Annotated in this window: 10 protein-coding genes; 2 read left to right on the top strand and 8 right to left on the bottom strand. The window is 37.9% G+C overall.

Annotated elements, in window-relative coordinates:
* Together BMX10_RS17830 and BMX10_RS17455 are read left to right on the top strand one after the other, a co-directional pair.
* Positions 1-232, top strand: a 232-nt coding sequence (locus tag BMX10_RS17830; protein WP_170834885.1) for a transposase, incomplete at its 5' end; no start/stop codon positions are given.
* 256 nt (positions 233-488) lie between these two features.
* Positions 489-1214, top strand: a complete 726-nt coding sequence (locus tag BMX10_RS17455) for a LytR/AlgR family response regulator transcription factor (RefSeq protein WP_090447049.1) — start codon at positions 489-491, stop codon at positions 1212-1214.
* Between the two features lie 207 nt (positions 1215-1421).
* Here BMX10_RS17455 and BMX10_RS17450 read toward each other — a convergent pair whose 3' ends face one another.
* The 8 genes from BMX10_RS17450 to BMX10_RS17415 all read right to left on the bottom strand — a co-directional run.
* Positions 1422-3350: an RCC1 domain-containing protein gene (locus tag BMX10_RS17450; RefSeq protein WP_090447046.1), complete on the bottom strand. Its 1929-nt coding sequence runs from the start codon at positions 3348-3350 to the stop codon at positions 1422-1424.
* Positions 3351-3437: 87 nt separating this feature from the next.
* Entirely contained in the window at positions 3438-4706 is a 1269-nt protein-coding gene (locus tag BMX10_RS17445) for a sensor histidine kinase (protein ID WP_090447044.1), read from the bottom strand.
* Between the two features lie 237 nt (positions 4707-4943).
* Positions 4944-5570, bottom strand: a complete 627-nt coding sequence (locus tag BMX10_RS17440) for a hypothetical protein (RefSeq protein ID WP_090447042.1) — start codon at positions 5568-5570, stop codon at positions 4944-4946.
* 114 nt (positions 5571-5684) lie between these two features.
* Entirely contained in the window at positions 5685-7376 is a 1692-nt protein-coding gene (locus tag BMX10_RS17435) for a DUF2207 family protein (RefSeq protein WP_090447038.1), read from the bottom strand.
* A 26-nt stretch (positions 7377-7402) separates the two neighbouring features.
* Positions 7403-7891 carry a LemA family protein gene (locus BMX10_RS17430; RefSeq protein ID WP_244272767.1) on the bottom strand — a complete coding sequence of 163 codons (489 nt, stop codon included), beginning with the start codon at positions 7889-7891 and terminating at the stop codon, positions 7403-7405.
* Positions 7892-8026: 135 nt separating this feature from the next.
* Positions 8027-8716 (bottom strand): LptM family lipoprotein, encoded by a 690-nt coding sequence (locus tag BMX10_RS17425; protein WP_139176502.1) that lies wholly within the window; start codon positions 8714-8716, stop codon positions 8027-8029.
* A gap of 243 nt (positions 8717-8959) precedes the next feature.
* The gene (locus BMX10_RS17420; RefSeq protein WP_090447032.1) at positions 8960-9211 is read right to left on the bottom strand and encodes a hypothetical protein; all 252 of its coding nucleotides are present in this window, start codon (positions 9209-9211) and stop codon (positions 8960-8962) included.
* Between the two features lie 345 nt (positions 9212-9556).
* The coding region (locus tag BMX10_RS17415) for an IS3 family transposase (protein ID WP_139176500.1) at positions 9557-9831 on the bottom strand (275 nt) is incomplete at its 5' end.

The following is a 9831-nucleotide window of genomic DNA, read 5'->3' as shown; positions in this document are numbered from 1 at the left end:
CGTAGAACATCCCTTTGGAACGATAAAGAGGGGGTTAGGTATGACGTATTTTCTGACAAAAGGTATGCAGTCAGTAAAAGCGGAGATTTCTTTTGCTTTTTTAGCCTATAATATAAAACGCGCAATAAATATACTAGGAGTAAAGGAAATAATAAGGAGACTAACGGGTAAAACAGCCTCTAGTAGCCTCCAATTTTATAGATTCCCAATGTTGATTGAAAATATTAGCTAATCTAGTATGAAAAAATTTAAAATGTTTATGGAATAATAACCCATTATTACGCGGTCTGCCGTCCCCGTGTGTTTTATTCTATCCTATGTTTTATTCTATCCTATCAAATTTATATATGAAAAAATATCTCTTGCATGAATCGACGTTTTTTTGTCATGAAATGACATGCGACATTTTTCGTCATAAAATGACTATCTTAAAATAGTCATTTTATGGTATAATTCATATGTAAACTCATACTATTAGGAGTGTTTTTATGTTGAGAATAGCTATTTGCGATGATACCATAGGCGATCTTTCAAACATGGTTTCTATTATAAACGATTATAAAGCTTTGCAAAGGGATAAATATAAAATTGAATATACAGCTTTTAATAGTGCTGTGGATTTAATTGCAGCAATGGAGAGAGGGGAGCAATATGAGCTGGTGCTACTGGATATTCTAATGCCTTTTATAACGGGTATGGATGCAGCGAAAGAAATACGGCAGTTTAATCAAGATGTTAAAATCATCTTTTTGACCTCTTCTACCGAGTTTGCAGTTGAGGCGTATTCAGTAGGTGCTTATTATTATGCTATAAAGCCTATTTGGAAGGAGAAGCTTTTTATCCTTTTAGATAAGGTGATTTCTGAAATGGAAACCACTTTAGGAAAAAGTTTTTTAATAAAAAGCAATACAGGGCTCACCAGAGTTTTTATAAATAGGTTAGAGTTTGCTGAAGTTAATGGTAGGACTATACTGTATCATTTAACAAATGGGTCAGTTATAGAAGCTACTGGATCTATGACTGAACTTGAAAAGCTTCTCTCTGATAATGTGTGCTTTATCAAGCCTCATCGTTCTTATATCATCAATATGGAGCATATAGACACCCTAAGCCAAAGGGAAGTCAAAATGCAGTCCCTTGCCCTAGTCCCTATATCAAAAGCTAATTATCCCATTGTAAAGTTAGCTTATATAAACTTTTCATTTAAAGAGTAAGTGACTTTCGAAAATATCTAAACTGATTATTTACAATAGAACCCTAAAAACGAGCCTTGGCTCGCTTTTATTTGCCCAACCCATTGACCTATGAGCTTAATAAAGAACACCCCCTGCTACAATTTCAACAGAGGGCGCCCTATACTTTATCAATAAGTCTTTGCCTATCTTATGCTGAACACGTTCGCAATCTAATCGCTCTTGACGCTATTTAGTATAACCAATACTTGTATCTATCGTAATTGTATTTGTTACGCCATTCCAGCCAACTCCGAAATCGAACACCTTTGCCAAATCACCCAACTTGAAATAGTTGTTGCCTCCGATATTGTAAGCCATAAATGGTGTTTCCTTACCGTCTACGTAGACTTTTGATGTGGTAGTGGTAGCGGTTTTGGCCTTGCCGTCACCTTTTGAAAGCTCGCTGCCCGTAGCGGTGTATGCATTTCCGCTGGTAAGGGTGATGGCCTTTGTCGCATTGTCATAACCTACTGCAAACTGCTTGCCCGTACCCGATACTACTTTTGCAAGGTCGCGGAGCTTAAAGTAGTTGTTTCCGGCAATGTTATACGCCTCAAAAGAGACATTTTTGCCGTCCACCAACACTTTAGATGCAGTCGGTGCCGCTTTTATTTCCGGAGTTGGAGCCACTTTTATTTCCGGAGTTTGAGCCGCACTATTAGAAAGCAGGACGTTAGAGAGAACTTTTACGGGCGTTGTCTGATTTGTCTTTGTGCCGTTTCCGACCGAAGCATACTCATTAAATCCCCAGGTGTATAAGTCTCCGTTTTTGGTTAGTGCTGAAGATACACTATCGATTATTGATGCCGACACAACATTAGAAAGTACTTTTACCGGCACCTTTTGCTTTATGCCCCAATTAAGTGGGTCACTACCCATGCCACCTTCACCGTTTCCAATTTGCCCGTGTAAATTGTTCCCCCATGTATAGAGGTCTCCGTTCTTTGTAACAGCAGCAGGGTTACTGCCTAATTCATTCGTAAAAGATGCAACATTGGAAAGAACTTTAAACGGTGTGGCTTGAGATCTAAATGATTCGTTGCCAATTTGAAAATCCCCGCCTTCGCCCCAGCAGTACAGATCGCCGTTTGTGGTGATAGCCGCGGTGTTCGTATGTGAAGCTGTTACGGATACGACATTTGATAGAACTTTTACGGGTGTCGTTTGGCTATCTTCTGGAAATTGCTTGCCGTTTCCAACTTGACCCATTTCGGTGTATCCCCAGCCGTAGAGATCTCCGTTGGTCGTGATAGCCAAAGTAGTGCTGCTCGTAAACACGGATACAACATCAGAAAGTACTTTCACAGGCGTTGTCTGATGTGTCCTTGTGCCGGTTCCGACTTGACCAAACCAATTGGTTCCCCATGTATAAAGGTCTCCATTCGTTGTAATGGCGGCACCATGACCTTCATTTGATGGAAGAGATGCAACGTTAGAAAGAATCTTAACAGGTGTTTTTTGTACTTCACCATCACCACTCTTCCCATTACCAACCTGTCCATAGTCATTTCTTCCCCATGTATAGAGGTCTCCATTTGTAGCGACTGCTGCAATCATACCCCAGTTATTTGTTCCTTTGCTCATTGCTACTGATGCAATATTTGAGAGCACTTTTTTAGGTGTGCTTTGGATTTCTTCTTGCCCACTTTTTCCATTACCAAGTTGTCCATACTGATTCCTTCCCCATGTATAAAGGTCTCCATTTGTAGTTATTGCGGCAACAGAATAACCATCCGACGTAACCGAAGCAACATTGGAAAGCACTTTAAACGGATTTCTCTGTGTTTCAAACCTTCCACTGCTTCCATTGCCAGCTTGCCCATAAACGTTGCCTCCCCATACATAGAGATCTTTGCTTGTCGTAATTGCAACTGCTAATCCCATTGATCCATTTGTCGAAGCGAACTCAACATTAGAAAGTACTTTTTGGGGCTCTAATATACCAGTTCTACCTTCAGCGCCCCAGAAGTAAAGGTCTTTATTTGCTGTAATAACAACAGCAGCATACCCTACTGATACTGAGTTATTTTCTGCTGTTGTAGATGCGGCAGCGACGGGTGCGAGTGTGACGCAAAGGAGCAGAACCAAGATAAGTGATAATAATCGTTTTTTCATATTTATTCCTCCTAAAATTTTTTTTATTGGGTAACAGAGTGTAATGATATTGACATGGAATGTTATTTTCACGTCATGAAATGCATCTTATAAAATAACTCTCATCTTAAAAACGCCATCTTCAGCAGAAAAGGAATATAGACCGCTATATTTTTGCACGATAGCTACTATGCTTTTTGTTCCAAAGCCGTGGTTTTCTTCTGCACTGATGGGTATATCCTCTGCGAATTTCACCTCCCCGCTAAAGTTGTTTATAACTTGAATAAACAGTTTGTCATTTTTATACTTACAACTAATGCTTATCCTCCTATCATTGATCTCTTTAATATTCCTGCTGGCATTGATCGCGTTTTCTAAAGCATTAGCCATGATAATGCACAAATCCATTTCAGACACTTCACAGCCCTGGGGAATATATACTTGAGTCTCTACCATTATCTTTTCATGATTGGCCTTATTGATGTAGGAGGATAAGATCAAGTTCACTGTTGTATTTTCACAAAATTTTATTGTCACTGTATCCTCAAGATTTGTTTCGATTTCCGTAATATATTTTTTTATTTCTGCAAATTTGTTCTCAGCCAAATAACCATTTAGCAGGTTCAAATGATGACGTAGGTCATGGCGATAGATCATTGTATTTTCCTCTGCTTCTTTCATCGTTTCACAGCGTTCCTGTAAGGCAGACACCTGCATTGCTAAGATATTCTGTTCATTTTGCAAAACAAACTGTTCTCTGGTTTGTTTAAAAAAACGTAAAATTAACACATAGGCTGCAATAATCAATATCGCAACTAGCGAGTCAAGCCATAATATGGGTTCTTCTCTCACCAGCTCCACGTCATACCTTCCAAGTAAATAGGTAAATGCATTGTACGAAAGAGGTATTAAGCAAAACGTTACCCAGCCTTTTTTTGTATTGCGCAGCATATAGAGAAATAAGGGACGAAAATATTTGTACACTATAAATGTCATGGGTAGATACATGACTATGCAAACAACATTTATTATTACGTCATTGTAGCCAAAGATTGCTGAAACAATATGCCCTAGCAACATGGGGGGCGAAGATAAAACGATGACCGTCAAAAGAACAAATAAGAGTTTTATTCCTTTATATTTGGAAATAAACCAAAATGCTATAAATAACGGCACCTGTACAAAAACAGGGTAGAGAATCATAAAGCCTTTATAACCCAAACTAGACCAAACAAAAGCACCACAGGCCAAAAAGAGGATCATAACGAGCGCCATCATTTTGGTACCCTTTTTTCGCTTTACCTCCAAGTCCAAAAGCATGCACATCAAGGTGATACTATAACCAAGGGTAATAATAAATTCCATCAAATCCATCATAGTCTGCTTCCTCCGTACTACCAAAAGTCAATTATGAGGAGCAAAAGCTCAGGTCTCTTACCTGGAACCTTTGTTCTTTATAATGCTTCTATTTTACTACACTAGTTGGAAACCACATTACCTGATTTTTCCCTTTATCTCCCACAGTGGTGTTGTGTTGCTTTCCTTTATACCTGTGAAGCTATACCCCCAAATTTCTTTGCCTTATAGCTTCTTTGGTCGTCAATTCCACTCTAGTTACTCTAAGGGAACAGAAACCGCTTCCTTATAAGCCTCTAGATCTTGAATTAACTCATCAAGATCTGCACTCAATGCATCGACATCAATGTATTTTGCCTGTTCTGGGTCTTCAATGAGGGTTTTAATTATTTCAATTTCGTCGGCAATCCCATTATGTATTTCAAGAAATTCTGCATCATCTAACCAACCATTTGCCTCCACAAGCTTTGCTGCCTCATTAAAAATATCCGCAGCCTGATTATACTTTTCTATAACCTCTGTAAGGTCCGGACTACTGTCGCTTAAGGAAACAGAAACCGCTTCCTTATAAGCCTCTAGATCTTGAATTAACCCATCAAGATCTGCACTCATTGCATCGGCATCAATGTTTTTTGCCTGTTCTGGGTCTTCAATGAGGGTTTTAATTTTTTCAATTTCGTCGGCAAGCCCATTATGTATTTCAAGAAATTCTGCATCATCTAACCAACCATTTGACTCCACAAGCATTGCTGCCTCATTAAAGACATCCGCAGCCTGATTATACTTTTCCGTAACCTCTGTAAGGTCTGGACCGCTACCGCCACATCCGACGAGCAGACCAACTGATAAAACAAGTATAAGTAAAATCGAAATAATTTTTTTCATATTTTTTTCCTCCACAATAGTTTTATTTTCAGTGCAATTGATAACGTATTATCTTTTGTTTTATACTTAAGTTTATTACCTAAATTCCCTTCAACTTAAATAACTATCAGAGGATTATCGTGTTCCGCCGCCGCTACCGCCACCACTAAATCCACCGCCACCACCAAAGGAACTCCTTCCGCCACTACCTGATGAACGTGCTGTTTGTGATGCATGATAGGATGCTTTGGTGTATCTGTGTACAAGCAGATAATGATACCTTGCCTTGTCGCTATAGTGTGTTGCGTCGGGATAAACCTTTTTAAATTGTTCTATCACCTTATCCGCAATGCCTAAGAGTGTGGCAAAGGTAAGGTAATCCTGCCAAATAACGCTTTCTGCAATTGACCTTTCACCAATAAGTGAGAATTCAAGGAGATATTTTTTAAAGCCCATAGTGTTTAAGAGTAAGTTTTCTCCCGCCTGTGAAAGTCCAAGAGGCTTTGCTTTTTTTGAGGTATCATAGCAATCAATATGTATTAAAGTATTTTTGCCCTCTTGTTTTGCAGCTTTTATAATCCTCATGATAGCTTTATGATTTTTTCTGCAATAGCTTTCAAGCTCATTCTCCTGTAAAATCTGGTCGCTACCGCTTGCTAAAACTAGTAAATCATATAGCATCTTTGCCGTTACTCCTGTAAACTGTGGTGGATGCATAAGCTTTAGAGAAATGTTCTCTTTTTCTTTTCCAAAAAAACCAACAGTTTTTTCACTCATAGGCTCAAGACAACCTGCGTTAATCAACATTAAAAATGCTGAACCAATAAGGTTTCCGTCATCTTTTGTTTGATCAAAATCCTTTGCTAAAACAAAGGTAGCTTCTAAATTTCCTTCAATAGGTGCTTCTCTAAAATAATCTGCATTTTTATAAAGGGTGCGTATTTTCTTTTTGGGTCTCCTTATTCGTCTCACAAAATAGATAATAATAGCGAAAGGAAAAACAGCAATCACCATTCCCAAAACCAACTCAAAAAAACTAGGCGCCTCCTGAGGCAGTTCAGAAGAATTTTCACCCGTCCCTGTGCCATAATCGTAATCACTACCCTTAAATGCCTGTGCTTTTACAGATTCAAATGACTTGTTCACCACTCTTGTGGGATTAATCAAACCTTTGTTGAGCTGTAACATAATAATTACGCTATCAGTACCAGAGGACAAGGGTTTTTTTGTATAAGCTACCACATTACCATTTTCAAAATTGATTTCCCCATCAAAGCCAAAAGCCCATATTCCGCCATTATTTTCATCTAGTTTTATTCCATTATGCATTGTGATTTTCACCGTTACATCCGTGGGCAGTGTTCCCATTCCAGAATTGATAAACTGGAAATTAAAACCGTCAAAATCCTCATACCCACCAACAAGATTATTTATTTTGTACTCAATGGCATAGCGTTTTTCACCATATTCACTAATTCCCCAGCAAAGTTCATAGCCCTTATTGGTTTTTACCATGCCGTATTTTCCTGCTTTTTCATCAAAGCCGGCTTCTACATCCCAGTCTTCAATGTAAGTATAGACGCCACTTTCATCTGAAACAAGAAACTCGGATATGCTCATTCCATTTAAATTTTCTATAGGAATATAGCCCTCTGTGCCTTCATTAAAATTGCAGTTCCATGTTTGGGTGATATATGCAGAGCCATCCTCATAAATGACAACATCAACATTAATGTCAGATACATTGTTTACTGCCAAGGCGCCTTGGGTCATTAAAGCAAGAAACAAAAATACACAAAATATAGTAGAAATAAATTTTTTTACCATAGACTACCTCCATTTTTCACTGTCATTTACTTCATATTTGGCATCGTTGCTTTTTCGTCCACTGCCTCTAAATAAGCACCCTTTGAAAAGCCAAGAGCACCTGCAATCATCGATGCAGGGAACATACGAATGGCACGATTTAACTTTGTCACACTATCATTGTAAATCAGCCTGCTGGTACGCACCATGTTTTCATATTGATTGACAGCATCCATTGTTTTTATGTAGGTCTGATCAGCCTTTAAATCAGGATAATTTTCTGCCACCGCCATAATTTTTCCCATAGCCTCTATAATCATATTTTCCTGTTTTTTCACTTCGTCCGGGGAAGAATCTTTTGTAATAGAGCGTCTTGCTTTAATGGTATCTGTTATAGTTTTGTATTCGTGAGCGGCATACCCTTTGGTTAAATCCAAAAGGGAAGTTAGGGCATCCCATCGTGAAGATAGCTGAACACCAATTTGTGACATAGCATTACTAATGTTTTCATCCAATACCACAAAGGAACGCTGCACTGAAATTATCCAAAAAATAAGTACTACAATAATGATTCCAAACGTAATTAAATAAAGTATAAGTTTTCCTCCAATTCTATTTTTAATTATTTAGTTTTGCTCTGATTATATAAACAAACCCTATTTTTTTCACTTCTAATTTGTTGTATAAGGTTCTGAAACGATGATCAAATACTCATGCCATACTGTAATCAATTCATCAATCATAGTGATAAGCATATCAATATACTCTTCATCCATGCTGTCGGGAATTGTTAGGTCGCCGCTAACAATTTCTAAAAACTCAAGTACTGCCTCTAGCTCTGAATTGAGCTCCTCATCATTTTCCCAGCCATTTACGAAGGCTGTATATGATGTTTCATTTACGATATCAACCAATTCGTCGTGCATTTCTGTTAGAGCTAAAATTCCGACTGCTTTACCTGTCAATGCTACGGCATCTTCTTCTGCCTTTAGTTCTGCCTTTGTTTCTGCGATTGCCTCTTTGGTAGCGGCAATTAGCGTGTTCATGACTTCTGCCAGTTCCACAGTATCTTTATCGGTATACCCACCCTGATCAAGAAAATCTTGATGTGTCGTTTTTATATCGTTTATACTCGCTGTTACTGCATCAACAATTGCCTGAAACTCTGCCGCATATTCACCCTCTAATAATCCATTATCCTTATACAGGTTAAAAAGATCATCAGCTAATTTGTCTGCTTCGTCAACTTTTGCCTGCATTAGGGCATTGTTTTTACTGTTATCAGGTCCACCACAGGCAACAAGGGTAAACAACATAACCATCACCATAATAAGTAAAAATATTTTTTTCATAGTCCACATTCTCCTTTAGATTATATTTTGATATTAATAATTCCTATTACTATCCTATCAAATTTATCTATAAAAAAATGTCCCTTGCATGAATCGACGTTTTTTTGTCATGAAATGACTATCTTAAAATAGTCCTTTTGCAAAAGACACACAGGGACAGGTACCTTAATAGGCACGGTTTTATCCTGAGAGAAAATTCCTAATACAAACTTAATATCTAGTACTTGGCTATCTGTAAGATATTCTGTATAACTACTCGATTTTGTCTATCATTATCGTCTTCAAAATATCTTGTCGGTTAATCCCTCTTATCATTATATGATATATGCTACTTTTACTTTTTTTCTTGCTGTTCTTGGAATTGGTTCCACCTACCAACAACATAATGTACCTATCCACTTGTTTTCTAGAGCCTAAATTTACTTCTAATTTATTTTTCTGTATTTGCCTTAGCATATTATACTGCCTCAGAAAAATCGTATCGCAATGTTTGCTACCAGACAAGTCCCTGTCCCCTCTCGTCTGTCACACACCAGACATCTTGAGTTAGACAACTACGTTTAAAATCATCAACTCGTTGTTCCCATAACTCTCTGTTCTTTGCATAGTTCATAAAAAAATGCACCTCCTATGAGATGCATTTTCTACTATTACTAAACTGATTAAAAGGTGTCCATTATTTGACGCTTACGGTATCTACTTCTTTAGACAGGTAGCCATCCCAAAAAGAAACCCCCAGGTGCCAATTGCCACCATCCTTTGCCACCGCAAGCCAAAAAAGAAACCCCCAGCCCCTTAAGAGCTGAACTGCCCCCTGTCAAGTAGACAGTGGAAATAATAAAAACACAATTAAGCGACTAGACGCCTATATTCCATTGGGCTCTGGTCGTTTAATTTTTCTTGTAATCTCTCATAATTATAGAAATACATGTACTCGTTAATAGCATCATTTAACTCTTCAAAAGTTTTATAGCTTTTTAAATAATACTTTTCGCATTTTATTATTCCAAAGAATCCTTCCATCGGACCATTATCGATGCACTTTCCAACCCTAGACATACTCTGGGTTATTTTAGCTTCATCTAGTTTCTTCTTAAATTGCTTAGACGTATATTGAAATCCTC

This window comes from Natronincola peptidivorans, from assembly GCF_900111615.1.
GTDB classification, from domain to species: domain Bacteria; phylum Bacillota; class Clostridia; order Peptostreptococcales; family Natronincolaceae; genus Natronincola_A; species Natronincola_A peptidivorans.
This window is presented reverse-complemented; position numbering and strand designations above follow the sequence as displayed.

Bases quoted from the DNA above. Each gene is read 5' to 3' on its own strand.
- BMX10_RS17455 (WP_090447049.1), top strand. From the start codon at position 489: ATGTTGAGAATAGCTATTTGCGATGATACCATAGGCGATCTTTCAAAC.
- BMX10_RS17450 (WP_090447046.1), bottom strand. From the start codon at position 3,350: ATGAAAAAACGATTATTATCACTTATCTTGGTTCTGCTCCTTTGCGTC.
- BMX10_RS17445 (WP_090447044.1), bottom strand. From the start codon at position 4,706: ATGATGGATTTGATGGAATTTATTATTACCCTTGGTTATAGTATCACC.
- BMX10_RS17440 (WP_090447042.1), bottom strand. From the start codon at position 5,570: ATGAAAAAAATTATTTCGATTTTACTTATACTTGTTTTATCAGTTGGT.
- BMX10_RS17435 (WP_090447038.1), bottom strand. From the start codon at position 7,376: ATGGTAAAAAAATTTATTTCTACTATATTTTGTGTATTTTTGTTTCTT.
- BMX10_RS17425 (WP_139176502.1), bottom strand. From the start codon at position 8,716: ATGTGGACTATGAAAAAAATATTTTTACTTATTATGGTGATGGTTATG.